Origin of the sequence: Bacillus sp. JAS24-2, from assembly GCF_008274905.1 — a bacterium.
Classification (GTDB): Bacteria; Bacillota; Bacilli; order Bacillales; family Bacillaceae_G; genus Bacillus_A; species Bacillus_A cereus.
The window spans coordinates 376572-402366 of the sequence record NZ_CP031068.1; the positions used below are offsets into that span (position 1 = coordinate 376572).

Consider the following 25795-nt stretch of genomic DNA (forward strand, 5'->3'; position numbering starts at 1 on the left):
ATCTTTGCTTTTTTGTATAGTTTGTTTAAAAAATTACAGCAAATGCTCTTGCAAAAGCACCGTCGCTATCTTTAATTTTTAAAGGTGCTGCTGAGAAGAAGAAACGTTTCGTGTGAATGGCATCTAAGTTTGTTAAGTTTTCGATTAAATAAATATTATTCCCAAGTAGTATGTGATGAATTGGTGATGTTTCTGTCGTTACCTCATCAGGAGAAATAAAATCTAAACCGACAGATTTTACTTTTAATTGTACTAGTTCCTCGGCTAATTCTTCAGAAAGATAAAAAGCTTCTTTCTCATACGCCTCCGTGTTCCATTTAGTAGATAGATTGGAATGGAAAATAACAATATCTCCTTCTTTTATATCAGCATCGTGCAGTACTTCTTTAGGTAGTTTTCGTTCTTGTACATGAGTTACATCAATAAGAACAGCTTCACCTACAAATTGATCCAGCGGTAATTGATCGATGGTCGTTGCGCCTGAAATAAAATGCGCAGGAGCATCACAATGCGTGCCAACATGAACGACAGAATGAAAATCTGTAACTTGATAGCCTGATTCTTCAACACTTGTAACAGCTTCTAGTTGTATTTTAGGTGTTCCAGGAAATTGAGACATATTATTTTCAAATGTTTGTGATAAATCAATTACTTTCATTTTACATACCTCCAATATATGTTTTTCAAATAATAAAAAGCTCATCCTTCAGTATCAAGAAAGATGAGCTTTACATGCTAGTTGAGTTTTATCTTCCAAAATGCAATGCATTTTGCAGGAATTAGCACCTATTCAGTTCGTATAAACTGAGGTTGCTGGGCTTCAAAGGGCCAGTCCCTCTGCCTCTCTTGATAAAGAAGTATTCGGTTTCAAAATCTTAATTTTCTGATAGTTAAATTGTAATTCATTTCCTTTTTATGTGCAATACAAAATAGGTATTCACCCAAATAAAGCCGCTCGCATATTGTAGCTTATGTAAATAGAATGCTGCGAAGGAGTGAGTGCAGTGACAGGAAATGTATTGAATTATTATGCTGGTGGTAATACAGCTAGGGGATTTCACAATTTATACGAAGAGAATTTAAAAGGATTAGACAGATTATTTATCTTAAAGGGTGGTCCAGGAACGGGAAAATCTTCTTTAATAAAGGCAATAGGTCGTGAATGGGTTGGAAAAGGATATGATATTGAATTTTTACATTGTTCTTCTGACAATAAATCGGTTGATGGTGTAATTATCCCACAATTAAAAGTAGGAATTGTTGATGGGACATCACCGCATGTTATTGAGCCAAAAATGCCAGGAGTTGTTGAAGAGTATATAAATTTAGGAATTGCTTGGGACTCAGATAAACTAAGAAAGCAGAAGTTAGAAATTGAAAGATTTGTTTCAGAAGCAAGCAAAGCTTTTCAGTCTGCTTACGCACGTTTTAAAGAGGCATTGGTTATACATGATGAGTGGGAGAAGATATATATTGATAATATAGATTTTAATAAAGCAAATGAACTAACCGATCAGCTAATCCAGAAATTATTTGCAGATAAAAGCGGGAGACAATCGCTTGTCAAACATCGTTTTTTAGGAGCTGCAACACCGAAAGGAGCAGTTGACTTTGTTCCTAATTTAACAGAAGGGTTACCACATCGTTATTTTATAAAAGGCCGCCCAGGCTCTGGAAAATCAACGATGCTCAAAAAGTTAGCTAAGGCAGCTGAAGAAAAAGGATTTGAAGTTGAAGTATATCATTGCGGATTTGACCCGCATAGTCTTGATATGGTTATCGTAAGAGAATTAGGCTTTGCAATTTTTGATAGCACCGCACCGCATGAATATTTTCCAAGTCGTGAGGGTGATGAAATTATTGATATGTATGCCCTTATTGTTACGCCAGGGACGGATGAGAAATATGCGAAGGAAATTCGTGATGTTTCCATTCAGTATAAAGCAAAAATGAATGAGGCAATGTCTTTCTTAGCGAAAGCAAAATCGGTTCGTGATAAATTAGAACGAATTTATATTGCTGCTATGGATTTTTCAATAGTAGATGCATATAAAGAGGAGATTCAAAAAGAGTTTGAACGAATTGCTGCTACTGTAATTGAAAAGCAACAATAGAAGTTTTATTAGGCTGTCAGTAATTTCTGACAGTTTTTTTAGTATGTAGTAAAATGAATAGTGTATTGTCGAATTTCCAAGGAAATAATCAAAAAATGGAGATGTTATGAAATGAGAGAGAAAATCGAGTTGGAGTTAGAAAGAATTGAAAAAGAGAATGATGTGAAAATTTTATTTGCGGTGGAATCAGGGAGTCGTGCTTGGGGGTTTCCATCGAAAGATAGCGATTATGATGTTAGGTTTGTTTATATACATCCGGTAGAATGGTATTTATCAATTCATGACAAACGTGATGTAATTGAATATCCAATTAGTGATGATTTAGATATAAGTGGTTGGGATATTAAAAAGGCGTTGCAACTATTCGCGAAGTCGAACCCAGCTTTACTTGAGTGGATTCGATCACCAATTTTTTATTCGAAAAACTCTAATTTTCCAGAACTACTTCAACAGATGAGTGAGAAGAATTTTGATCCAAAAGCAACGATATATCATTATTTACATATGGCGTCGAAAAATTATCGTGAATTTTTGCAAGGTGAGAATGTAAAGCTGAAAAAGTACTTTTATGTATTACGTCCTATTTTAGCTTGTAAGTGGCTAGAAGAGAAAGCAACTTTACCACCTGTAGAATTTGATCGATTGATTACAGAATTACCATTAGAACGTAGTGTATTAGATGAGATTGAAAAGTTGTTAATAAAGAAAAAAGCAGGTACTGAATTAGATGTTGGATTGAAAATTAAGGTGCTAAATCAATTTTTAGAAGAACAAATTCATTACTATGGGCAATATGTAAAAGGAATTGAAAAGGGATCAGGGATCGATATTGAAATTTTAAATACACTATTTCGAGACATGCTGTTTGAAGCATATGAAAAAGAGCACAAGTAATGAAGTGACCCCTAAAAGTTAGACACGGTTATTTCATTAGGCAGCTTGATAAAAGTGAGTCCGGTATTGTACCGGGCTCATTTTTAATTTTGCCTTAATCCGTTTCATATTATAATAATCTATATATTTTTCTAATTCTATTTTAAAGTGCTCTACATTTTCAAATTCTTTTATGTAGAGGAACTCCGACTTCATAATCCCAAAGAAATTTTCTATTACTGCGTTGTCGTAACAGTTGCCTTTTCGAGACATACTCTGGACGATAGCTCTTGATTCAAGTGTCCGGACGTACTGTCTCATTTGATAATGCCATCCTTGATCCGAATGCATCAGTAGCTGGTGGGTTTCAGGTAAACGTTCCAATGCTTTCTCTAACATGTCTGAAACAAGCGAATACGTCGGTCTAGAACCAATTGTATAGGTAATAATTTCACCATTATACAAATCTAATACAGGTGATACATACAGTTTTTCTCCAAACAATTTAAACTCTGTGATGTCTGTTACCCACTTTTGATTCGGTGCATCTGTATGAAAATTACGCTCTAAAATATTAGGTGCGATTCTACCGACTTTTCCTTTATAGGATTTATATTTCTTCATACGCACGACACACTTTAACTCAAGCTCTTTCATAATGCGCTGAACCTTCTTGTGGTTCACTTTCTGGCCACGATTCGTTAATTCATCACGAATGCGACGGTAACCATAACGACCTTCATTTTCCTCATAAATCGCTTTAATCTCAGCTTTCAAATCGGCATCTACATCTGGACGATTCATTTTCTTTACTAAATCATAATATGTGCTTCGAGGAATAGTAGCTAGCTCCACAAGTGCCTTCACCGAATATTTATGCCTTAATTCATAGACTACTTGCGCTTTGTCTTGTTTTGTGATTTTTCCTTGTTTTGAACTAAGGCATTTAACTTTTTTAAGTACTCATTTTCCATCTCAAGCTGTTTAATGCGTGCTTCAAGTGCTTCGACTGACCCTTCAGCTAAAGGTTGTTTTAATTGTTTATTTGAATCTTTTTTCATGGATGGACGCCCCTTTTTCTTAGATTGAAGGGCATCAATTCCTTGTGTTTCGAGCTGTTTTTTCCAAACAGAAACCGTTGAAGGGGCAGGAATATTAAAAATAGCTGCCGTCTCAAATAAGGACATACCGTTTTCAATCATAAAGTTTAGTACGTCTAGTTTAAATTGTTGTGTGTAATTTGTACATCGTTTTAGAAAAGCTTCCAGACCATTCTGTTTATATTGGTTTACCCAATTCAAAATGATTGTGTCACTTATACCGAGCGATCTACCCATTTCTCGATAACTTTCATTCCCGTTCAAATAACGTAGAACGATTTGTATTTTTTCATCAGCTGTAAATTTAGCCATAGAAAAACTGCACCTCCAATTGTTAGACTGTGTCTAACAATTGGGGTGCAGTTCAGTAAGTTTGTGCTCTTTTTATTTTGTAGGAATGAAGAAAACAGATATAGCTGCGATAAGACCTGCAAAGGAGAATAAGTAAAAATTCCATGCTAAGTCATATTGCATTGTCATTATAATACCGATGAGAATAGGGCCAGCAATTGCACCAACTCGGCCAAGTCCCAGTCCCCAGCCTAAGGAGGTAGCTCGGATATGTGATGGGAAGTATTGTGTTACATATGCATTTAATATTTGAGTAATACCGACCGATCCAATACCAGCAAGGCCAATTAAAAGATAAATGATTGTAACAGATGGCTTAATTGTTAATAGTCCGATACATATGGCTGCCATAAGATAAGAGATGCTAATAACAATTTTTGCGCCTATACGATCAGCAATTGCTCCAGCGAATAACGCACCAACAGCTGCGGTAATATTTAGCATAAGTAGAAAAGACAGACTAGATCCAAGAGGATATCCCGTCTGGCGCATCATCTGTGGTAACCAAGTATTTAAACCGTATATTAAAAACATTCCCATTATATAAGTGATCCAAAAAAGTAGTGTTGCTTTTATGTATTCTTTTGAGAATAAAGTAAAAAATCCATTTTTCTTTCGTATAGTAGATGGAGCTTGATGAGTTTTATTTTTTACATGAAATTCAATTTGAAAACGATTAAGAATTTGGTTCACTTCTTCTTGGCGATTACGTGATAATAAAAATTGAATGGACTCAGGTAAATAGCGAATAATGAAAGGAATGAGGAGTAGTGGAATCATTCCGATACCAAACATAATTCTCCATCCGAAATCTTCTAACATAAACATAGACAAAATAGCACCTAATACGATACCTAAAGGATAGCCAGTAAACATAAGAGCATAAATAAAAGATTGCCTTTTTTTTGGTGAATATTCAACAGTAAGTGCTGAAGCCGTTGGGATAACACCGCCTAATCCGATTCCTCCTATAAATCGAGATAATCCAAATAACTTAGGAGAAGAAGCGATAGCCGCTAAACCCATTGTGATAGAAAAAAGTGCTAAACAGCATATAAGCGTCCATTTACGCCCAATTAGATCTGTAATCGTTCCAACTAGAATAGCCCCAATAAACATCCCAAATAAAGCATAGCTTGCAATTGTACCAGCGTGCGCTGGTGATAGCGCCCAGCTTTTGTCTTCTAGGAGCTTTGGTAGAACGGCACCGTAAATACCTAAATCATATCCATCAGCTAAAATGGCTAGCCAACAAATAAAAACAACAAGTTTTGTAATAGAGCTTGAAAAGATAGTTTCTGTAGATTCTAGATGAGGTGGAGCTGAAGGTTGCATAATATTCACCCCTTTTAATTTGTAGATGAATATATTATTTTATTTAATGTTAATATTTTCCTTCCTGTGTCGAAATTTATCTGAACAGGTTTTATAACAAATAAAGAAGTTCAACCGTAATTCTGTTGAACTTCTTTATTTGTTTACTCATTATCAACGCGTTTTAACGGTTGATCTGCTGGGCCTTCAAGAACGTCTCCCTCAATTGAAAAACGAGAACCATGGCAAGGACAATCCCAAGTACAATCACCATTATTCCATTCAACTTCACAGCCGAGATGTGTACAAGTTGTATCGACGATATGTAATTTTCCTTCTTTGTCCTTATAAGCACCTGATCGTTTACCGTTAACATGTACGACAGATCCTTCACCAACTTCGAGATCTTCTGGCTTACGTAATGCGGTTTCAATCTTTCCTTCAATTAAATGTTTCGCAACATCAATGTTCTGGGAGAGGAACGTTTTTATATCTGGATTTGCATGGAAGCGTGATGGTGCATACAGTTCTTTATAGGGACTGTGGACTTTTAGGATGGAGTCCTTCAGTAGGTGAGCGGCAGCAGTTCCAGTTGTCATGCCCCATTTGCGATATCCAGTTGCAACAAATATATTTGGATTTCTTTCGTTAATATGTCCGATATAAGGAAGTTTATCTAGAGTGATTAAATCTTGTGCTGACCATCTATAAGGAACTTCGTCTATTCCAAAAGTTGCTTCAGCAAAAGAATAAAGTGCTTCATAATGAAGCATCGTATTTATTCCTTGTCCTGTTTTATGACTCTCTCCGCCAATCAAAATTAATTTTTCTCCATTGTTTGTTATATAGCGTAAGGAGCGCTTTGGATCATCAATACTTAAATACATGCCACCTGGATAATCCGTTTTTGCTTTTATTGCAAGAGCGTAGGAGCGTTCTGCGTACATTCGCGTAAAGAAAAAGCTATTTGCATCATAAAAAGGAAAATGTGAACAAGAGACGACATATTCACAAGTGATATGATGGCCCTCTTTTGTAATTATTTGTGGATGATCTCCCTTTTCCACATCCATAGCTGTTGTTTGTTCGTAGAGCTTTCCGCCCATCTCCACAAACTTTTCTAAAAGTGTTTTTAAATAAAGAAGGGGATGGAATTGTGCTTGATTTTTCATTATAAGCGCAGATTGTACTGGAATAGGAATCGATAGAGATTGAACATAGTCACAAGGTATATTTAATTTTTGATAAGCTTCATATTCTTTCGATAAATTTCTTAATCCGTTATCGGTAGTTGTATATAAATATGAATCTTCATTTGAGAAATTACAGTCGATTTTATATGTTTGAACAGTTTCATTTATGAATTGTAGAGCCTGATTATTTGATTCATAGTAAAGCCCGGCCTTTTCTACACCGAAATGGTTTATTAATTCATCATAAATAAGATCATGTTGTGCTGTTACTTTCGCTGTTGTATGCCCAGTCGTTCCGTTTAAAATACGACCAGAATCAATTAAAACAACATCGATGCCTTCTTTTGCAAGTAAATAGGCAGTAGTAATACCTGTAATACCAGCACCGATAATAGCAACTTTCGTCTTTATATTTTCGGATAAACGAGGGAAAGTAGGAAACTGAGTAGATTCAATCCAATAAGATAGCGGCAGTTGTGGAAATGTATCACTTGTCATTGCGGAAACCTCCTGATTTTAGAACAATTTTCCTTTTAATATTTCCATAATATATGAAATTCATGTGTGTTGTTTTAGAAGTAGTCTATTTTTATTAAAAGAGGTTATAAATTATTTTAATATAATTAATTAGATGGGGCATTATGAAGTGGTAGGATTTATATAAAACTAAATTCAAGTGATTCTGTTTGTTGATTACATAGGGAGTTATTGAATGAGATAGAGTCTATGACGTTTAAGAAAATGTCTATATATAGTGGGTAAATCCTTATGGAATCTATACATTTTCTTTAGTGAAATAAAGTATGATTATAAAAATATAACCACCTTTTATTACTAGGTCATAAAAGGTGTTGACAATATAGAAATTCTATTGTTATGATTCATCATGTGGAAAGGTTGATAGAGAGTAAAAAGAGAAATGTTTTTCATTGATAATAAAAGCGAAAAATAAGTGACGATAGAGTGAGTATATTTTCCTTATAATAGATGCTTTTTGGATCATCTAGTAAAATCAATCTGGAAGCAAGAATTGATATATGTAAGTTGCGCAAGGCGCGGCATAAGAAAGGAGCAAAAGGATGAAGGAGCTTCATACGTTTGGGTGGTATGCAGCACGTGTATCACCACATTTGCCGAAAAAAGCATTTAAACCAGTGCCTACTCGTTTATTTGGTGGACTGGCTTATTTGCTTGTGGCATTGGCGGGGTTAATATCGATTGGTGTATTTGAATTGAATGTGTGGGCGAATCTAGGAATTGCGATTGTTCTTGGATTATGTTTTGCTTCACTTGGATTTTTAGGGCATGAAATTTTACATGGAACTGTTGTAAGAAAGGCATGGCTTCGTGACTTCTTAGGCGCGATTGCATTTATGCCATTATCAACAGGGCCAAAGCTTTGGAGAAAGTGGCATAATGCAACGCATCATGTTCATACACAGCATGAAGAGAATGATCCGGATGCATGGCCGACACTTGAGAAACTTAAGAAGAGTAAGTTTTTGAGTTGGGTATATCGTATGCCTTTACATGTACGTTCATTCTTTAGTTTTCTGTCACTAACAATTCAATTTACATTGCATTCGACTCGAATGTTCTTTCATTTTATAAAAGAGTTCAAGTCATCCAATCAAAAATCTGTATGGCTTCAACTTCTTTTGCCTTGGACAGTTTGGATTAGTTTATTGTTTATTATGGGACCTGGAAAATGGTTATTTGCATATGTCATTCCGTTGTTAATTGCTAACTTTATTGTAATGGCATATATCGCAACAAATCACCGCTTAAATCCAATTGTTCCAGTAAATGATCCGTTAGCAAACTGTTTGTCAGTAACAGTGCCGCGCTGGGTAGACGTTTTACACTTCAATTTCTCATATCATACAGAACATCATCTGTTTCCTGCTATGAGTTCTAAATACTACCCGTTAGTAAAAGAGAAGATTAAAGAAATGTGGCCGGAACGCTATCATGAGATGCCGATGACAAAAGCTTTGGCAGCGCTATGGAATACACCACGCGTGTATTATCAAGGAAGTGAATTAGTTGATCCGCATAGAGAGCATTTCTATGGTTCTTTAGGAAATGGACTAGATCCTCATAATATTTCATATCGTGAGGAACATATAGAGGAAGAAAAGAGTATTAAAAAAGTAAATCAGTAAAAATTAATATATTTTTGCAATGAAAAAGCAAGCCATCTCAGGCTTGCTTTTTCTTATAAAGAAACTTCCTTTTTGTTCTTTTTATGGAATTGGACGGAGTTAGTTTCTTTTCGTTGTAGTCGTTTTTCTAAAAGATTAACAAAATAAGTAAATAGAAGAACAAGTACGAGATAGTATACACCAACGATTATGTAAGTATCTAATTGTTGGAAGTTACCTGCTGCAATTGATAAACCTGATCCCCATAATTCGGACAGTCCTACGTAAGCGACGAGTGAAGAGTCTTTTAATCCGATAATAAATTGGTTTCCTAGAGGAGGAAGAGACAGACGAAATGCTTGTGGTAATATAATCCGGCGCATAGCTAAAGGGTAAGGCATACCTAAGGAGCGAGCGGCTTCCAATTGTCCCCGGTCGACGGATTGAATGGATCCTCGGAAAATTTCCGTAATATATGCACCGTTATGAATTGCTAAAGCGATTGCTCCTGCCCAAAAAGGGGAGAAAACAATGACAGATGTAATGCCAAAATAGAGAATTGCGATTTGAACGATTAAAGGTGTACCACGAATAATAGCAATATAGATATGAGCAATGCTATTTAAAACTTTGTTATTCGAGATTCGAAAGAAAGCAAATAATAATCCAATTAATGAACCGAGTACTAGGGAGGTTAATGTTAATTGTAATGTGACAATAGTAGCCTTTAAGAGTGTGGGATAGGTAGAGATAAAAATTTCAAACATGTGTTTCACCTCATATTGTATAGATTTTAGTAGAGAATGAAATGCCCCACATAAAATGAACATTTAATCAGTGGGGCACTGTTTATGAATCTTTTGAATGGCTAACTTACTTCGTTTTTTCCTCTTCACCGAGAATATTACGCCCGAACCATTTTTTACTGATTTTTTCATACGTACCATCTTTAATGATTTCATCTAACGCTTTATTTACTTTCTCAACCATTTCTTTATCATCTTTGCGAATAGCAATTCCCATTTCATCAAGATTTAATGGTTTTCCGGCTTCTTTTATATTCGATTTTCCTTCTTTTATCATACGTAGACCAACCATTTGATCCGTAATTACTGCATCAACACGCCCAGGCTCTAAATCCATAAGAGCAGTAATATCGCTGTCATATTCTGTGATTTGATCTGTATATTTTGCAACAAGATTTTTAAAGGTACTAGCTTTTACAACACCAATTTTCTTACCTTTTAAATCTTCTGGAGAAGAGATAGCGTTATTCTTTTTAGCTACAAAAATTTGGGCGCCAGAGCGATAGTACGGATTTGAGAAACTAACAGCTTTTAAGCGCTCCTCTGTAATTGCCATACTACCCAGTATTACATCATATTTCTTCGCTTGAAGACCTTGAATCAGCGTTTCCCATGGGTTTGTAACTGGCGTAGCCTTCATGTTCATCTTTTTAGCAAGAGCTTCACCGATTTCTACATCAAAACCGACAAGTTTGCCGTCATTTTCTTTATAGTTAAAAGGTTTGTATAATCCACTCATCGCATAGCGAAATTCTTTTTCACCATTTGTTGAAGTAGTAGAGCTTTCTTTGCTACAAGCTCCTAGTATGAAAGATGTACATAGTGTAATGCTCGCAACAATGGTTAATAGTTTTCTTTTCATAAAACCCCTCCTATATATTGATCATACGGATGGTTTTTTAGTATGTTATTGAAATATTTTATTTGGATGATTAGTTGTGCACCGTATGAATGTATTGTTTTTCGTTCGAAACAAAAGTTACATTATAAAACGTTGCGTAAAAATTGTTTTGCCCGTTCATGTGATGGAGCTGAAAAGAATTGTGCTGGCGGAGCATCTTCTACAATCTTTCCATCATCCATAAAGATGACGCGATCAGCTACATCTCTTGCAAAATTCATTTCATGAGTAACAATAACCATTGTCATCCCTTCTTCAGCAAGTTCTTTCATAACTTGCAATACTTCTCCAACAAGTTCAGGGTCTAAAGCTGAGGTAGGCTCATCAAATAGCATAATCTTAGGGCTCATTGCAAGAGCTCGTGCAATGGCAATGCGCTGTTTTTGACCACCTGAAAGAAGATGAGGAGTTACATCCGCTTTATCTTGAAGGCCGACTTTTTGGAGAAGTTGAGTTCCAATATCCTTTGCATTTGCTTTCTCTAATTTTTTTACGTGAATAGGTGCTTCTATGATGTTTTCTAGTGAGGTCATATGAGGAAAGAGGTTAAAGTGTTGAAAAACCATACCGACATTTTCACGGACTTTATTTAAATTTGAATGCTTTGGATCAATTCGCTCACCTTGTAAGTGAATTTCGCCTTCATCGTACATTTCTAAAAAGTTAAGACAGCGAAGTAATGTACTTTTACCAGAACCACTGGCACCAATTAAAACAACAACTTCTTTTTCTTTTACTTCTAAATCAATTCCTTTTAACACATCAAGTGAACCGAATGATTTTACTAGATTTCGAACTTGAATCATACAAAACCCCCAGTTAAAAATATATTTTACAAATGTTGCCCCTTATTTCTGTTATTAGTCATAAATTGTCAGAATCCTTTATTTTTTTCGTGCAATTTGATATTCAAAGAAATAATATTTTTAAAATCTCTATATCCTTCTATAATGAAAATATGGATAATAATATATAGGTAGTATTTATATTGCTTATAAAAAGGGGGAAAAGGAAGATGGAAAAAGAAAGGAAAACATTTTCTTTTGGATTACGTACACAACTTATGCTATTCACTACAGTTTTAGCTTTCATTACATATTCAACAAGTATCTTTTTTATTTACGTGATATACGATTATTTTCAAAGTTATGTAAGTCAAACTGTATATAATATTATCGTTATGTTATTAGGGGTAGTATGGTCTGGAATTTTAGCATATGGAGCAGCCGTATTTTTAATTAAACCGCTTCGCAAGTTAGAGGAGGCGGCAAGAAAAGCAGCTGAGGGTGATATTCGTGAAGATGTTCCATTACCGAAGACAGATGATGAAATTAAATCTTTAAGTGTTGCATTTAATATGATGTTAGGAAACTTAAGGGGCATGGTAAAAAATATTGATACAACATTTTCGTATACAAATAATCAAGTACAGCAGATTAGAAAACAAACAGGCGAAGCAACGAGACAAGCGCAAGGTGTATCTGAGACACTTGCAGAAATTTCTTCAGGCGCTGAGCAATCAGCGGCATCAATTCAAGCAATTGTTTCTGCTGTTGATACAACGACTTCTATTGCAAGTGAAGTAGAAGAAAAAGCGAAGCAGTCTGATACATTGTCTTCAGAAATGGTTGAAGCTTTAGGGCATAGTACTCGTGTCTTTACGTCTTTAATTCAAGGTATTCAAACATTGGCAAAAGAAAATGAAGATTCAATGCAAAATGTACAGAAGTTAGAAGAACGAATGAAACAAGTAGAACATATTGTGTCTGTTGTGAGTGCGATTGCTAGCCAAACGAATTTATTAGCACTAAATGCTTCTATTGAGGCAGCTCGCGCAGGAGAGCATGGAAGAGGCTTTGCGGTTGTTGCGGAAGAAGTACGGAAACTTGCTGATGAAAGTGATCATTCTGCAAGAAACATATCGCAGTTATTACGGAATATGCAAGATGAAGTACAACAAGTTGCAATGAAAATGACAGAACAAGTGAAAATAGCTAAAGAAGAGGCGAAACGTGGGGAAGCTACGGAATTAATTTTAAAAGAAATGTCATCAAGTGTTATGGAAGTAGCCGATGCAACTCAGCAAATTAGTAGTTATATGAATGAACAAGTGAGCCACATTCATCAAACAGGAGCACAAACAAAAGCTGTAGCAGCAATTGCTGAAGAAACGTCAGCTGGTTCGCAAGAAGTGGCGCGTGTGACGCTACAACAGTCTAAAAATATGATAGTAATCGATCAATTATTAAAGGATTTAGAGAAGCAAGCAACTGATTTGAAACAAACAATTGAACGATTTTCAATGTAAAAGGAAGAACAGAATGCTGTTCTTCTCTTTTTTATTTAGCTTGATTTAATATTTACAGTTAAACTATGAACGTTTCCGCAACATTCTTTTCTGTCCCTTTCGGATGAAAATTATAGCGAGCTATAATATTAAAAGGGGTGTCTTTTATGAAAAAAGAAAAAAGACAACGGTTAATTAAACAATTTGTAAAGGAGTATGAAATAGATAAGCAAGAAAGATTAGTAGAATTGTTAGCAAAAAAAGATGTATTAGTAACACAAGCTACGGTTTCTCGCGATATTCGTGAGTTAAACTTAACGAAGGTACCTTCTCAAGAAGGATTAATGATATATAAAGTTTTCTCAGAAGAGCATGTACAAACTGATATAAAGTTAAAGAAAAAATTACGAGAAGTGGTTGTGAAAATTGATTGTGTAGATCAATTAATGGTTATTAAAACATTACCTGGTAATGCACATGTTATTGGTGTTTTATTTGATGAGTTAGATTGGAAAGAAAAAATAGGATGTATATGCGGAAATGATACATGCCTTATAATTTCACAGTCGAAATCAGATAGGGAGATTATAGAAGAAAGATTAAATTTAATTATTTAGATGCAAAAATCCTGTTTTTAATAAAATTAAAAACAGGATTTTTGTTTAAATACGGAAGTTAAATATTCAACATATATGCGTAATATATGTATTTTTTATTGAGAAAGCGAGATAGTTTGTTATAAAAATACATATTCGTATGATTTTAAAAAAATAACTTGTTTAATATTTCACAATGATAATGTGGATACTTTCACAAAGATGAAAGTGCAGAGCATTTATTATGTACTTGTAAGACATCAAACATATTTAAAAGGAGGTACAACAAATGAAACATCCGATACATGTTACTTCAGAAATTGGGGAATTACAAACGGTTTTATTAAAACGACCGGGTAAAGAAGTGGAAAACTTGACGCCAGATTATTTGCAGCAATTATTATTTGACGATATTCCATACTTACCAATTATTCAAAAAGAGCATGATTATTTTGCACAAACGTTACGCAATCGGGGTGTTGAAGTTCTTTATTTAGAAAAACTAGCCGCTGAGGCGTTAGTAGATAAAAAACTTCGAGAAGAATTTGTTGATCGTATTTTAAAAGAAGGACAGGCCGACGTAAATGTTGCACATCAAACTTTAAAAGAATATTTACTTTCCTTTTCAAATGAAGAATTAATTCAAAAAATTATGGGCGGTGTACGGAAAAACGAAATTGAAACAAGTAAGAAGACACATTTATATGAATTAATGGAAGATCACTATCCGTTTTACTTAGATCCAATGCCTAATTTATATTTTACTCGTGATCCAGCAGCTAGCGTGGGCGATGGCTTAACGATAAATAAGATGAGAGAACCAGCGCGTAGACGTGAATCATTATTCATGGAGTACATCATTAAATATCATCCAAGATTTGCAAAACATAATGTACCAATCTGGTTAGATCGTGATTATAAATTTCCAATTGAAGGTGGCGACGAGCTAATTTTAAATGAAGAAACAATTGCGATTGGAGTATCTGCTCGTACTTCAGCTAAAGCAATTGAACGTTTAGCTAAAAATCTCTTTAGCCGACAAAATAAAATTAAGAAAGTGTTAGCAATAGAAATTCCAAAATGTCGAGCATTTATGCATTTAGATACAGTATTTACAATGGTTGATTATGACAAGTTTACAATTCACCCAGCCATTCAAGGGCCAAAAGGGAATATGAATATTTATATTTTAGAAAAAGGATCAGATGAGGAAACTCTTAAAATTACACATCGTACTTCTTTAATGGAAGCATTAAAAGAGGTATTAGGCTTAAGTGAATTAGTTCTTATTCCATGTGGAGGAGGAGATGTAATTGCTTCTGCTCGTGAACAATGGAATGATGGCTCGAACACATTAGCAATCGCGCCAGGTGTAGTTGTTACATATGATCGCAACTATGTATCTAATACGTTATTACGGGAACACGGTATAGAAGTGATTGAGGTGCTAAGTTCGGAATTATCTCGTGGTCGTGGGGGTCCACGTTGCATGAGTATGCCAATTGTTCGTAAAGATATTTAGTATAAATAACGGAGAAAGTAGGGATGAATTATGTTAATGACTAGACCAAATTTAAAAGGAAGAAGCTTTCTAGCAGAAAAAGATTTTACACAAGAAGAATTATTATATTTTCTAGATTTGGCAGCAGAATTAAAAGAGAAAAAGAAAAATGGTATTCCGCATCATTATTTAGAAGGTAAAAATGTAGCGCTCTTATTTGAAAAAACTTCTACTCGTACACGTTGTGCATTTACAGTAGCATGTACAGATTTAGGAGCAAATCCTGAATATTTAGGGAAAGGTGATATTCAACTTGGGAAAAAAGAATCTGTAGAGGATACAGCAAAAGTGTTAGGGCGTATGTTTGACGGAATTGAGTTTCGTGGATTTAATCATGAAACCGTAGAATCTTTAGCACAAAATTCTGGTGTGCCGGTTTGGAATGGATTAACAGATATGTGGCATCCAACACAAACACTAGCAGATTTATTAACAATTAGAGAACATATAGGGAAATTGAAAAATGTGAAGCTCGTTTACGTTGGCGATGGACGAAATAATGTTGCTAATAGCTTACTAGTTGGTGGAGCAATCGTTGGAATGGATGTACGTATTTGTACACCGGAATCTTTATGGCCTGCACAAGAAGTAATTGATTTAGCAAAAAAATATAATGAACAGGTAATGATAACAAGTAATGTGGAAGAAGCTGTTGCGAATGCGGATGTAATTTATACAGATGTATGGGTGTCTATGGGGGAAGAAGAAAAATTTGCTGAACGTGTCGAGTTATTGAAACCTTATCAAGTAAATATGAAAATGATTAAAGCAACAGGGAATGAAAACGTGATTTTCTTACATTGTTTACCTGCATTTCATGATGTTGAAACGATGTATGGCGAAGAAGTTTATGAGAAATATGGGTTGAAAGAAATGGAGGTAACTGACGAAGTATTCCGCAGTAAACATTCAAAAGTATTTGATCAAGCTGAAAATAGAATGCATACAATTAAAGCGGTTATGGCAGCTACTTTAGGAAATATGGAGTAAAGAAGAAAGGGAGTCTTCCTTTCTTCTTTCTCCTCCTTTAGACACGATCATTCACTATTGCTTTTGTATTGTTATTGCAATTTAAGAGAGGTGAGTGGAATGGGTGAAGATAAGAAATTAGGGTTGTTTACACTAACGGCTCTTGTAGTTGGGTCTATGATTGGCGGTGGAGCCTTTAATTTAGCGAGTGATATGGCAAAAGGTGCTGGTGCTGGAGCCATTATTATTGGCTGGGTTATAACAGGAATTGGGATGATTGCACTTGGATTATCTTTTCAAAATCTAACTGTAAAACGGCCAGATTTAGATGGTGGTATTTTTAGCTATGCAAAAGCAGGGTTTGGTAATTTTATGGGGTTTAATAGTGCGTGGGGATACTGGCTATCTGCTTGGCTTGGAAATGTAGCTTACGGTACATTATTGTTTTCTTCATTAGGATATTTCTTCCCGATCTTTGAAGGCGGTCAAAATGTAGAATCCATTATTGGTGCAAGCGTATTATTATGGTGTGTTCACATGTTAATTTTACGTGGAGTTCAATCAGCAGCCCTTGTGAATTTAGTAACTACAATCGCAAAATTAGTACCTGTATTTGTATTTATTGTCATAGGAATCTTCGCGTTTCATATTGATACGTTCTTAGATGGATTTTGGGGGCAAGCTGGTTCTTTTTCATGGGGAGCAGTTGGCAGCCAAGTTAAAAGTACAATGCTTGTAACTTTATGGGTATTTATTGGGGTAGAAGGGGCTGTTGTTTTATCCAGTCGAGCAAAAAATAGAAGTGATGTAGGGAAAGCAACCGTTATTGGCTTAATTGGTACACTCATCATTTACATTTTAATCACATTATTGTCTCTTGGACTTATGCAGCAAGCAGATATTGCAGGTTTGAAAAATCCGGCTATGGCTTATTTATTTGAAAGTGTTGTTGGAAAATGGGGTGCTATCTTTATTAATTTAGGTTTGGTCATCTCTGTATTAGGTGCTTGGTTAGGTTGGACTTTGCTCGCTTCTGAAATTCCATATTTAGCGGCTAAAGATGGAGTATTTCCAAAATGGTTCGCAAAAGAAAATAAAAATAAGGCTCCAGTAAATTCATTATGGATAACAAATGGTTTAATACAAATGTTCTTGTTAACATTCGTCGTTTCTGATCAGGCGTATAACTTTGCATTCTCTTTAGCATCTTCAGCTATTTTAATCCCATATGCTTTTTCAGCGTTTTATCAACTGAAGCATAGCTTAAAGTCTGAAGAAGCAGATCGAAATAAAAATATAATAATTGGCTTGATAGCAAGTATTTATGGCGTGTGGCTAGTTTATGCAGCTGGTTTAGAGTATTTATTATTAACAATGACTTTATATGCGCCAGGTATTTTTATTTTTTACAATGTTCAAAAGCAAAAGAGTTCGAAGCAAATATTTACTCGAGTGGAATTAGCATCATCCGTAGCAATTGGTGCTTTAGCATTCTTTGCGATTTATGGATTAATTACAGGCAGTATTACTTTATAAAGCGCTGTGAAAGCGAAATCAACTGGAGGGCTGGAATATGGCACGAAGAAAAATTGTAGTTGCACTAGGGGGAAATGCGATACAGTCTGGAGAAGCTACTGCGGGAGCGCAGCAAGAAGCGTTGGAAAAAACGGCAGAACAACTTGTGAAAATAATGGAAAATGATGTGGATATAGTAATTGCGCATGGAAATGGCCCACAAGTGGGGAATATTTTATTACAGCAAAAAGCTGCAGAAACGGAAAAGACACCTGCAATGCCATTAGATACTTGTGGGGCAATGAGCCAAGGAATGATTGGATATTGGATGGAAAATGCGATTGAAAAGGCATTGAAAAAACGGAATATAAAAAAAGACGTAGCAACGGTTATAACACGCGTTGTTGTGGATAAAAAAGATGAGGCATTTAAAAATCCAACTAAACCAATCGGTCCTTTTTATACAGAAGAAGAGGCCAGAAGATTAATGGATGAAACAAAAGCAGTGTTTAAAGAAGATGCTGGTAGAGGATGGAGACGTGTTGTTCCATCACCGAAGCCTGTAAGTATTCATGAACATAAAGTGATTAATTCTTTGGTCGAAGATGGAAACATAGTGATAGCTGTTGGCGGAGGTGGAATTCCAGTAATTGATTCCGAAGAAGGGTTAAAAGGAACTGAAGCGGTTATCGATAAAGATTTCGCTGCACAGAAATTAGCAGAATTAGTAGATGCCGATACGCTCGTTATTTTAACTGCAGTTGATCATGTGTATGTAAATTATAATCAACCGAATCAAAAAAAATTAGGGCATGTCACAGTGAATCAATTAGAAGAATATATTGAAGAACAACAATTCGCTGCGGGAAGCATGCTTCCAAAAATTGAAGCTGCTATTAATTTTGTTAATACAAATCCAAAAAGAAAAACAATTATTACGTCTTTAGAAAAAGTATATGAAGCACTAGAAGAAAAAGCTGGTACTATTATTTCAAAACAGAATGTATGCATGTATGTTTAAATTCTTATGTACGCTACTTAGTAGTAAAAAAGAATGGAGTTAGTAACTTCATTCTTTTTATTTATTAATATTTTTTGTACTCATTGTTCATAAAGTTTTCATGATGAAATCTGAATATGTAAGTTAATTATGATAAAATTCAAATTGAATACGCTTTCTTGATTTTTTCGCTCCAACATACAGCAAGAGAGAGGGAATTTTATGAATAGACGGAACGTAGTGAAAGACTTAAAGCAGTTCGAATTATTTGCTCATTTAACAGAAAAAAAATTGAAAGGCTTAACAGAGTTTGTTTATTGGCGAACTTATAAAAAAGGTCAATTTTTATTTTTAGAAGGGGATTCAAGAGAAAGAATTTACTTCATGTTAGATGGTTTTGTAAAGTTAGAGCGGGTTAATCAAAATGGGAACTTATTATACGATGACTATGTAAAGCGATATTCTATTTTTCCTTATGGTGGTATGTTTACAGACAGAGGATATAACTATACAGCAGAAGCAATGACGGATGTGGAGGTATATTATATTCCAACGGTAATCTTTGAAGATATGGTAAAGTCCAGCAGAACGCAATTGATGTACGTTGTTCAGCAATTATCATCTATATTAAAATTGAACGAAAATCGAGTGCAAAATATTACAATTCCTAATGCACAAGATCGTGTTATCCAAACGTTAAATTATTTAATGCAGGATTTAGGAGAACAGAGTGGAGAAAAGATTGTAATTTCATGTCCACTTACAACAATTGAAATATCTAAAATATCTGGAACATCTCGAGAGACAGTTAGCAGCGTATTAAAACAATTAAAAAATGATAGCATTGTTACAATTTTAGATAAAAAAATTACAATACATGATCCAACATATTTTGAAGAAATCTCTATGTGAAAATTGTATATTGATTTTTTAATTCATAGTGTATATTAATAAGGTTCTTTATATATTTATAAGGAACTTTTTTACGTTATCCTCTATAAAAAGATTGTATAGTATGGTAATAATAGCTAAAATCGATAATAAAATACAAAGTGAAGGGGAGAAAGAATGATTCGTATTGAGTATGATCGATTAGTAGCTATTTGTTACAGTATAGGGGTTTTGTTATTATTAAAAATTCCAAATGATAATGAATTAATTGGGGAAAAACTATTCAATGTCTATAAGGTTCCGATACATACGTATGTTTATATGGATTATAAAGTCTCAAATATATTGATTGTTTCTTTCATACTACATGTAATTGCATTTATATTATTTTTAAAATGGCTAGGAAAAAAGGAGTCTAGTACATTTAGAAAAACGAATAAGATAAAAGTAGTAGGCATTAGTATTTTGATTGTAATGATGCCGTTTATTTTAAATACAATCCTCCAGACATTGAATAAAACATGGTACTACGCAGGAAAAACAGGGGTAGAAGCAATAGAATATAAAAAAGAAGATAGCCAGTGTAGAATGGAGAAAAATGGAGAGAATATCCAACCGAAGTGCATTGTTACTTTAAAAAATTATCGTAATCATTCACAAGCATTAAAAGTTGTTTTATACGATAATGCAAACGAGAATTCAAAAAGCTATCCAGTACCGAAACCAGTCTATTTACAAAAACATGAGACAAAGCAATTCGAATTTCAAGTTCCTGTTTCTTATAATAGAGGTATTGAAAAAGATAAAGTACCAAATATTAAATTACATTCATTGCATGAAAATGATACGAAATACAATTAATCTGTAAGTAAAAGTTTATGAGTAGGAGCAAGAATTTGAAACGATATAGAAAATCAACTTGAATCATCCAACATACTGCGAGGTAACGGTATATTGGATGATTTTTTTATGTTATCCCCTTTTTTCACGTATGAAAAGGAGGAATACTTTGTTGGAAATGAAAAACATCACAAGGATCATACATGGTTTTTACTTTACGTAATCTGTGAAAGTTAGAGCCATAATAACTAGTTTGCCAATTTTTAATATCGATATCGGGCCAGTTCACATAGTCACCTAGTGTATAAGGATCTAAGCTTTCTCGTAAACCTTTAACCCAGCGTATATTTCGATTTTCTTCATCATCGCATTTCCAAGAGGTAATGTATTCTTGAGCAATAATTGCTTTACGATGAAAATAAGCCGTTTTATTCGGCGAAATATTTTCAACAGCACCTATGAGCGATTGATGCCAAATACTAGCATCTTTATTTGGTGCATGAGAAAGAAAGTATTGCATGATTTGAATGCCTTTAAGGGGAATAGGTTTATAGACATAGGAACCAGAGCGCTTGAAATTTTCAGGGATGTTACCGCTATTAAAAAATTCAACAGCCTTTATATAAGGAACTTCTTCTATAAAGAGAGAGGGGCTACCAGTTTCAAGAAGAGGTGAAGAATGAGATTTACCTTTGTGAGAAATAAATAAAGCATAAGAATAAAGAATCTACATAGAGTTCAATGAAAACAGTTGCAAACTGTTCATATTTTGTTATGATAGTGTTACGAAAACGTTTGCATAAAATTCCGATGGGATGCAAAAGGAGAGAATGACTATGAATAAGACATGGTGGAAAGAAGCGGTTGCTTATCAAATTTATCCACGAAGCTTTATGGATTCAAATGGTGATGGTATTGGAGATTTACAAGGTATTATTGCAAAACTGGATTATTTAAAAGATTTAGGTATAGATGTAATTTGGATTTGTCCAATGTATAAGTCGCCTAATGATGATAATGGTTATGATATTAGTGATTATCAAGATATTATGGATGAGTTTGGTACAATGGCAGACTTTGATGCTTTACTAGATGAAGTTCATAAGCGTGATATGAAGCTTATTATTGATTTAGTTATTAATCATACGAGTGATGAACATCCATGGTTTATTGAATCACGTTCATCTAAAGATAATCCGAAGCGTGATTGGTATATTTGGCATGATGGTAAAGATGGTGCGGAGCCAAACAACTGGGAAAGTATTTTTAATGGTTCGGCATGGGAATATGATGAAGAAACAGAACAATATTATTTACATCTATTCTCACGTAAACAACCAGATTTGAACTGGGAGAATAAAGAAGTTCGCGAAGTACTATATGATACGGTTAATTGGTGGCTTGATAAAGGTATTGATGGTTTCCGCGTTGATGCGATCAGTCATATTAAAAAAGAAGAAGGCTTTAAGGATATGCCAAATCCAAAAGAGTTAAAATATGTGCCATCTTTTGATAAACATATGAATGTGAAAGGTATTCAACCTTTATTAGAAGAGCTAAAAGAAAATACATTCTCTAAGTACGATATTATGACTGTTGGTGAAGCAAATGGTGTTAAGATTGAAGATGCTGAGCTATGGGTTGGAGAAGAGCAAGGTAAGTTCAATATGGTATTCCAATTTGAACATTTAAGTTTATGGGATGCAGAGAAGAAGAAAGACCTTGATGTTGTAGGATTGAAAAAAGTATTAACGAAATGGCAAAAAGGATTAGAAAATAAAGGATGGAACGCTTTATATATTGAGAATCACGATAAACCACGTATCGTTTCAACATGGGGAGATGATAAACAATATTGGCGTGAAAGTGCAACAGCTCTAGGAGCGATGTATTTCTTTATGCACGGTACACCGTTTATTTATCAAGGCCAAGAAATTGGTATGACAAATGTTCAGTTACCAAATATTGAAGATTACGATGATGTAGCAATTAAAAATTTATATCGCGAGAAAATTGCAGAGGGCGTACCACATCAAGATATGATGGAGATTATATGGGCTTCTTGCCGCGATAATTCACGTACACCTATGCAGTGGAATGATGAGATGAATGCTGGTTTCACAACAAGTACACCTTGGTTTAGCATGAATCCAAATTACAAAGAAATTAATGTTGAAAAGCAAAAAAATGAAGAAAAGTCTATTTTCAATTTCTATAAGAAAATGATTGCCCTGAAAAAAGAGCACGATGTACTGAACTATGGTACGTACGATTTACTTTTAGAAGACGATCCACAAATTTATGCATATACACGTACGTTACAGGATGAAAAAGTCATTGTAATTAGTAATATCTCAAAAGAGGAAGCTGTGTATAATGAGGGTTCATTTGCACTAGAACGCAAACGTTTGCTTTTAAATAACTATGAAGTTGCGGAACATGAAGAAGTAACAACAATTGCTTTAAAACCTTATGAAACAAGGCTTTATCGCATTTCATAATAAAAAAAGGATGCTCTTTGAGCATCTTTTTTTATGAAAAAAAATAAATTTCTATTGCAAAGTGAAAACGCTTTTATTAAAATAGATTTATGAAAACGGTTGCGTAAAGATAAAAATAAAGTAACATAAGGAATCGTTTTCATAAAGGGAACAGAAATTATAATTTAAATCATTATGTTGTTATAAATAAAGGGGAGGAAGAACAGATGAAAATTACGTCTTTTGATTTTTGGCAAAAGTTCGGGAAAGCTTTATTAGTTGTTGTAGCCGTAATGCCAGCAGCTGGTTTAATGATTTCCATCGGTAAGTTAATTGGTATGTCTGCTGGGGATGTTAACGCAGTTCATACAATCGCTCGCGTAATGGAAGACATCGGTTGGGCAATCATTACAAATCTACACATCTTATTCGCAGTAGCAATTGGGGGATCTTGGGCGAAAGATCGCGCGGGTGGTGCATTTGCAGCGCTATTAGCATTCGTCTTAACAAACCGAATTACAGGAGCTATATTTGGCGTAAACGCTGAAATGTTAGCGGATTCAAAAGCGAAAGTTTCTTCAGTAATAGCGGGAGATTTAATTGTAAAAGATTACTTTACTTCTGTACTTGGTGCACCTGCATTAAACATGGGAGTGTTCGTAGGGATCATCACAGGTTTCTTAGGAGCTACTTTATATAACAAATATTATAACTATAATAAACTGCCACAGGCATTAGCATTCTTTAATGGAAAACGATTTGTACCATTCGTTGTAATTCTTTGGTCTACAGTTACTGCGATTGTATTATCACTTCTATGGCCATTCATCCAAAGTGGGTTAAATGAATTTGGTCGCTGGATTGCAGCTTCAAAAGATAGCGCACCAGTTGTTGCACCGTTTGTATATGGAACGTTAGAGCGTTTATTATTACCATTTGGTTTACACCATATGTTAACGATTCCGATGAACTATACAGAGCTAGGCGGAACATATACGATGTTAACTGGTTCAAAAGTTGGACAAGTTGTAGCAGGACAAGATCCATTATGGCTTGCATGGATTACAGATTTAAATAATTTACTAGCAAATGGAGATACGAAGGCATATAACGATTTATTAAATAACGTTGTACCAGCTCGTTTCAAAGCTGGACAAGTTATCGGCTCAACAGCAGCGTTAATGGGGATTGCATTTGCGATGTTCCGTAACGTGGATAAAGAAAAGCGTGCAAAATATAAACCAATGTTTTTATCAGCAGCATTAGCAGTATTCTTAACAGGTGTAACAGAACCAATTGAATTCATGTTCATGTTTATTGCTCCAGTATTATATGTTGTATATGCTATTACAACAGGACTTGCATTCGCGCTAGCTGATTTAATTAACTTACGTGTTCATGCATTTGGATTTATTGAGTTAATTACTCGTACACCAATGATGGTTAACGCAGGTTTAACAAGAGACTTAATCAACTTTGTTATTGTTTCATTAGTGTTCTTCGGTCTTAACTTTACACTATTTAATTTCTTAATTAAAAAATTCAATTTACCAACACCAGGGCGTGCAGGTAACTATATTGATAATGAAGATGAGGCATCAGAAGGAACAGGAAATGTACAAGACGGTTCACTAGCAACAAAAGTTATCGATTTATTAGGTGGAAAAGAAAATATTGCTGACGTAGATGCTTGTATGACACGCTTACGTGTAACAGTAAAAGATTTAGATGTTGTTGCACCAGAAGCACAGTGGAAACAAAATGGTGCTTTAGGACTTATTGTAAAAGATAAAGGTGTACAAGCGGTATATGGTCCGAAAGCTGACGTGTTAAAGTCAGACATTCAAGATATGTTAGGTGCGTAATAATATGAAATTGCTAACTTTAAACTGTCATTCTTGGCAAGAAGAGAATCAAATAGAAAAGATACAATACCTTGCTAAAGTAATTCAAGAAGAAGAGTACGATGTCATCGCATTGCAAGAAGTAAGTCAGTCCATACAAGCTGAAAATGTATGCGGTAACAAGAAAGAAGATAATTTTGGACTTTTACTATTAGAAGAGTTAAAAGCGCTACATGTAAAAGATTACAATATTACTTGGGATTTCTCTCATATTGGTTATGACGTGTATGAAGAAGGATTAGCGATTATAACGAAGCATAATATTATAAAAGAAGATACGTTCTTTATTTCAGAAAACGAGGATACAACGTATTGGAAAACGCGTAAAATTGTAAGTGCAACAATTGCTTATAATGGTAAGGATATAACGTTTTACTCTTGCCATCTCGGTTGGTGGAATGATGAAGAAGAGTTATTCGAAGGTCAAGTCGATCGTTTGATGGAGCGTGTAGATAGCAATAAGCTCGCCTTCTTAATGGGGGATTTTAATAACAATGCTCGGTTGGAAGGCGAAGGTTATGAGTATATGATGCAAAAAGGGTTGTATGACACATATGAATTAGCAATAGAGAAGGATGAAGGAACGACTGTCCAAGGTGAGATTGCTGGTTGGGATGAAAATAAACATAATTTGCGAATCGATCTAATATTGTGTAACCAAAGTAAAAAAGTTCATTCTTCAAAAGTTATTTTTAATGGTACAAACAGAAATGTAATTTCAGATCATTTCGGTGTAGAGGTTCAATTGGATATATAATAGAAGAAATCCTCACAGAGAATAAAAGCTGTGAGGATTTTTTTTAGGAATACAAGTATTTCCAAGAGAAAATACTTGTATTTTTTATGACATTTCATATATATTTGTTATTATTGAATGTAAAACCGATTTGGTCATTTTGTATTCATACTTTGACTCACTTCGTTATATAATGAAGTAAGTGAAAGTTAATGGGAAA

Annotated in this window: 20 protein-coding genes, 3 pseudogenes and 1 riboswitch; of the genes and pseudogenes, 15 read left to right on the forward strand and 8 right to left on the reverse strand. The window is 34.6% G+C overall.

What is annotated here, in order from left to right:
* Nucleotides 1-25: 25 nt before the first annotated feature.
* Nucleotides 26-658, reverse strand: coding sequence for a cyclase family protein (locus tag DN407_RS02070; protein WP_000862983.1), 633 nt, complete (start codon nt 656-658; stop codon nt 26-28).
* Nucleotides 659-743: 85 nt separating this feature from the next.
* Nucleotides 744-856, reverse strand: a riboswitch (SAM riboswitch).
* Between the two features lie 148 nt (nt 857-1004).
* On the opposite strand from DN407_RS02070, the gene DN407_RS02075 reads away from it, so the two are divergent.
* The gene (locus DN407_RS02075) at nt 1005-2114 is read left to right on the forward strand and encodes a PRK06851 family protein (protein ID WP_000147485.1); all 1110 of its coding nucleotides are present in this window, start codon (nt 1005-1007) and stop codon (nt 2112-2114) included.
* Between the two features lie 111 nt (nt 2115-2225).
* On the forward strand, nt 2226-3008 hold the full coding sequence (locus DN407_RS02080) for a nucleotidyltransferase domain-containing protein (protein ID WP_001208232.1): 783 nt from the start codon (nt 2226-2228) through the stop codon (nt 3006-3008).
* Between the two features lie 36 nt (nt 3009-3044).
* Here DN407_RS02080 and DN407_RS02085 read toward each other — a convergent pair.
* The 3 genes from DN407_RS02085 to DN407_RS02100 form a co-directional block, all read right to left on the reverse strand.
* A protein-coding gene (locus tag DN407_RS02085; RefSeq protein ID WP_149215967.1) for an IS3 family transposase occupies nt 3045-4399 on the reverse strand; the annotation gives its coding sequence in 2 pieces (ribosomal slippage) (nt 3045-3946 and nt 3946-4399; 1356 coding nt in all).
* 72 nt (nt 4400-4471) lie between these two features.
* Nucleotides 4472-5773, reverse strand: coding sequence for an MFS transporter (locus DN407_RS02095; RefSeq protein WP_149215968.1), 1302 nt, complete (start codon nt 5771-5773; stop codon nt 4472-4474).
* A gap of 143 nt (nt 5774-5916) precedes the next feature.
* A complete protein-coding gene (locus DN407_RS02100) occupies nt 5917-7443 on the reverse strand; it encodes an FAD-dependent oxidoreductase (protein ID WP_149215969.1) in 1527 nt (508 codons plus the stop codon).
* A gap of 581 nt (nt 7444-8024) precedes the next feature.
* Here DN407_RS02100 and desB point away from each other — a divergent pair.
* Entirely contained in the window at nt 8025-9110 is a 1086-nt protein-coding gene (gene desB / locus DN407_RS02105) for a Delta(10) desaturase DesB (RefSeq protein ID WP_000661226.1), read from the forward strand.
* Nucleotides 9111-9163: 53 nt separating this feature from the next.
* Here the strand turns inward: desB and DN407_RS02110 are convergent, their stop codons facing one another.
* The 3 genes from DN407_RS02110 to DN407_RS02120 all read right to left on the reverse strand — a co-directional run bounded on the left by DN407_RS02110 (nt 9164) and on the right by DN407_RS02120 (nt 11602).
* Entirely contained in the window at nt 9164-9919 is a 756-nt protein-coding gene (locus tag DN407_RS02110; RefSeq protein WP_003283038.1) for an amino acid ABC transporter permease, read from the reverse strand.
* Between the two features lie 43 nt (nt 9920-9962).
* The gene (locus DN407_RS02115; RefSeq protein ID WP_000823768.1) at nt 9963-10757 is read right to left on the reverse strand and encodes an ABC transporter substrate-binding protein; all 795 of its coding nucleotides are present in this window, start codon (nt 10755-10757) and stop codon (nt 9963-9965) included.
* Nucleotides 10758-10879: 122 nt separating this feature from the next.
* Nucleotides 10880-11602 carry an amino acid ABC transporter ATP-binding protein gene (locus DN407_RS02120; RefSeq protein ID WP_000616925.1) on the reverse strand — a complete coding sequence of 241 codons (723 nt, stop codon included), beginning with the start codon at nt 11600-11602 and terminating at the stop codon, nt 10880-10882.
* 374 nt (nt 11603-11976) lie between these two features.
* On the opposite strand from DN407_RS02120, the pseudogene DN407_RS32860 reads away from it, so the two are divergent.
* From DN407_RS32860 to DN407_RS02160, 9 genes and pseudogenes are all read left to right on the forward strand, one after another.
* Nucleotides 11977-12162 (forward strand): annotated as a pseudogene (locus DN407_RS32860) (HAMP domain-containing protein); the annotation flags it as partial.
* A 369-nt stretch (nt 12163-12531) separates the two neighbouring features.
* Nucleotides 12532-13104: pseudogene (locus tag DN407_RS32865) on the forward strand (methyl-accepting chemotaxis protein); the annotation flags it as partial.
* 146 nt (nt 13105-13250) lie between these two features.
* Nucleotides 13251-13700 carry an arginine repressor gene (gene argR, locus DN407_RS02130; protein WP_000711827.1) on the forward strand — a complete coding sequence of 150 codons (450 nt, stop codon included), beginning with the start codon at nt 13251-13253 and terminating at the stop codon, nt 13698-13700.
* Nucleotides 13701-13968: 268 nt separating this feature from the next.
* Nucleotides 13969-15201 (forward strand): arginine deiminase, encoded by a 1233-nt coding sequence (arcA, locus tag DN407_RS02135; RefSeq protein ID WP_000682331.1) that lies wholly within the window; start codon nt 13969-13971, stop codon nt 15199-15201.
* Nucleotides 15202-15231: 30 nt separating this feature from the next.
* Nucleotides 15232-16230 carry an ornithine carbamoyltransferase gene (gene argF, locus DN407_RS02140; protein WP_000930289.1) on the forward strand — a complete coding sequence of 333 codons (999 nt, stop codon included), beginning with the start codon at nt 15232-15234 and terminating at the stop codon, nt 16228-16230.
* 99 nt (nt 16231-16329) lie between these two features.
* On the forward strand, nt 16330-17745 hold the full coding sequence (gene arcD / locus DN407_RS02145) for an arginine-ornithine antiporter (RefSeq protein ID WP_000503410.1): 1416 nt from the start codon (nt 16330-16332) through the stop codon (nt 17743-17745).
* Nucleotides 17746-17782: 37 nt separating this feature from the next.
* A complete protein-coding gene (arcC, locus tag DN407_RS02150) occupies nt 17783-18745 on the forward strand; it encodes a carbamate kinase (protein ID WP_097796293.1) in 963 nt (320 codons plus the stop codon).
* A gap of 201 nt (nt 18746-18946) precedes the next feature.
* Nucleotides 18947-19636 carry a Crp/Fnr family transcriptional regulator gene (locus DN407_RS02155; protein ID WP_001081905.1) on the forward strand — a complete coding sequence of 230 codons (690 nt, stop codon included), beginning with the start codon at nt 18947-18949 and terminating at the stop codon, nt 19634-19636.
* Between the two features lie 156 nt (nt 19637-19792).
* Complete coding sequence (locus DN407_RS02160) at nt 19793-20476, forward strand: hypothetical protein (RefSeq protein ID WP_000619194.1); 684 nt, start codon at nt 19793-19795, stop codon at nt 20474-20476.
* Between the two features lie 124 nt (nt 20477-20600).
* Here DN407_RS02160 and DN407_RS02165 read toward each other — a convergent pair.
* Nucleotides 20601-21137 (reverse strand): annotated as a pseudogene (locus DN407_RS02165) (BBE domain-containing protein); the annotation flags it as partial.
* A gap of 154 nt (nt 21138-21291) precedes the next feature.
* Here DN407_RS02165 and DN407_RS02170 point away from each other — a divergent pair.
* The 3 genes from DN407_RS02170 to DN407_RS02180 all read left to right on the forward strand — a co-directional run bounded on the left by DN407_RS02170 (nt 21292) and on the right by DN407_RS02180 (nt 25596).
* Nucleotides 21292-22956 carry a glycoside hydrolase family 13 protein gene (locus DN407_RS02170; RefSeq protein ID WP_001044699.1) on the forward strand — a complete coding sequence of 555 codons (1665 nt, stop codon included), beginning with the start codon at nt 21292-21294 and terminating at the stop codon, nt 22954-22956.
* A 206-nt stretch (nt 22957-23162) separates the two neighbouring features.
* Nucleotides 23163-24800: a PTS transporter subunit IIBC gene (locus DN407_RS02175; protein ID WP_000705560.1), complete on the forward strand. Its 1638-nt coding sequence runs from the start codon at nt 23163-23165 to the stop codon at nt 24798-24800.
* 4 nt (nt 24801-24804) lie between these two features.
* A complete protein-coding gene (locus tag DN407_RS02180) occupies nt 24805-25596 on the forward strand; it encodes an endonuclease/exonuclease/phosphatase family protein (RefSeq protein WP_000771984.1) in 792 nt (263 codons plus the stop codon).
* Nucleotides 25597-25795: the final 199 nt, after the last annotated feature.

Coding starts and splice junctions, on each gene's coding strand:
- DN407_RS02175 (WP_000705560.1), top strand. CDS start 23,163: ATGAAAATTACGTCTTTTGATTTTTGGCAAAAGTTCGGGAAAGCTTTA.
- DN407_RS02100 (WP_149215969.1), bottom strand. CDS start 7,443: ATGACAAGTGATACATTTCCACAACTGCCGCTATCTTATTGGATTGAA.
- arcA (WP_000682331.1), top strand. CDS start 13,969: ATGAAACATCCGATACATGTTACTTCAGAAATTGGGGAATTACAAACG.
- DN407_RS02110 (WP_003283038.1), bottom strand. CDS start 9,919: ATGTTCATTTTATGTGGGGCATTTCATTCTCTACTAAAATCTATACAA.
- argR (WP_000711827.1), top strand. CDS start 13,251: ATGAAAAAAGAAAAAAGACAACGGTTAATTAAACAATTTGTAAAGGAG.
- DN407_RS02155 (WP_001081905.1), top strand. CDS start 18,947: ATGAATAGACGGAACGTAGTGAAAGACTTAAAGCAGTTCGAATTATTT.
- desB (WP_000661226.1), top strand. CDS start 8,025: ATGAAGGAGCTTCATACGTTTGGGTGGTATGCAGCACGTGTATCACCA.
- DN407_RS02095 (WP_149215968.1), bottom strand. CDS start 5,773: ATGCAACCTTCAGCTCCACCTCATCTAGAATCTACAGAAACTATCTTT.
- DN407_RS02160 (WP_000619194.1), top strand. CDS start 19,793: ATGATTCGTATTGAGTATGATCGATTAGTAGCTATTTGTTACAGTATA.
- DN407_RS02120 (WP_000616925.1), bottom strand. CDS start 11,602: ATGATTCAAGTTCGAAATCTAGTAAAATCATTCGGTTCACTTGATGTG.
- argF (WP_000930289.1), top strand. CDS start 15,232: ATGTTAATGACTAGACCAAATTTAAAAGGAAGAAGCTTTCTAGCAGAA.
- DN407_RS02080 (WP_001208232.1), top strand. CDS start 2,226: ATGAGAGAGAAAATCGAGTTGGAGTTAGAAAGAATTGAAAAAGAGAAT.
- DN407_RS02070 (WP_000862983.1), bottom strand. CDS start 658: ATGAAAGTAATTGATTTATCACAAACATTTGAAAATAATATGTCTCAA.
- arcD (WP_000503410.1), top strand. CDS start 16,330: ATGGGTGAAGATAAGAAATTAGGGTTGTTTACACTAACGGCTCTTGTA.
- arcC (WP_097796293.1), top strand. CDS start 17,783: ATGGCACGAAGAAAAATTGTAGTTGCACTAGGGGGAAATGCGATACAG.
- DN407_RS02170 (WP_001044699.1), top strand. CDS start 21,292: ATGAATAAGACATGGTGGAAAGAAGCGGTTGCTTATCAAATTTATCCA.
- DN407_RS02180 (WP_000771984.1), top strand. CDS start 24,805: ATGAAATTGCTAACTTTAAACTGTCATTCTTGGCAAGAAGAGAATCAA.
- DN407_RS02115 (WP_000823768.1), bottom strand. CDS start 10,757: ATGAAAAGAAAACTATTAACCATTGTTGCGAGCATTACACTATGTACA.